This window comes from Pseudoalteromonas sp. J010, from assembly GCF_003934235.1.
GTDB classification, from domain to species: Bacteria; Pseudomonadota; Gammaproteobacteria; order Enterobacterales; family Alteromonadaceae; genus Pseudoalteromonas; species Pseudoalteromonas peptidolytica.
This window is the reverse complement of the sequence record NZ_RDBW01000084.1, coordinates 1-536: the sequence shown is the minus strand read 5'-3', so window position 1 is coordinate 536 and position 536 is coordinate 1. Positions and strand designations below refer to the sequence as shown.

The following is a 536-nucleotide window of genomic DNA, read 5'->3' as shown; positions in this document are numbered from 1 at the left end:
AGTGAGCAGGGCATTGGGTTGTCTTGGGTGTATGACAAGCAGCTCTTTACGCAGGCACACATTGCGCAGCTAGACCAGCACCTTGGTCGGGTGTTGACGGCGCTGTGCGCACTTGAGCCAACCCAAACTGTGGCGTTGACACAGCTTCCAATGTTGAGTGCGCCGGAGCAAGAGGAGTTATTGGTTACCTTAAATGACACGCGGCTGTGCTATGAGCAAGATGTCTGCATGCATGAGCGGTTTGAGCGTCAAGCGGCCGCGACCCCAGATGCGGTGGCGGTGATCTGTGAAGAGGTGGCATTAACATACCGTGAGCTTAACCGCCGAGCTAACCAGCTGGCGCACTACTTAAAGATATTCCATGGTGTTGGTCCCGATACTTTGGTAGGACTATGTGTTGAGCGCTCTGTGGAGATGGTGATAGCCATCTTGGGAGTCTTAAAAGCTGGCGGTGCCTATGTGCCGATGGCACCGGATTACCCGCAAGAGCGACTGGCGTATATGATAGCGGATGCACAGCTATCTCTGGTGTTGAG

General features: G+C 54.1%; 1 protein-coding gene. It reads left to right on the top strand.

Going from position 1 to position 536, the window contains the following annotated elements:
- Positions 1 to 536 (top strand): AMP-binding protein (locus EAG18_RS22055; RefSeq protein WP_148098539.1); only part of this gene is annotated, 536 nt, incomplete at both ends.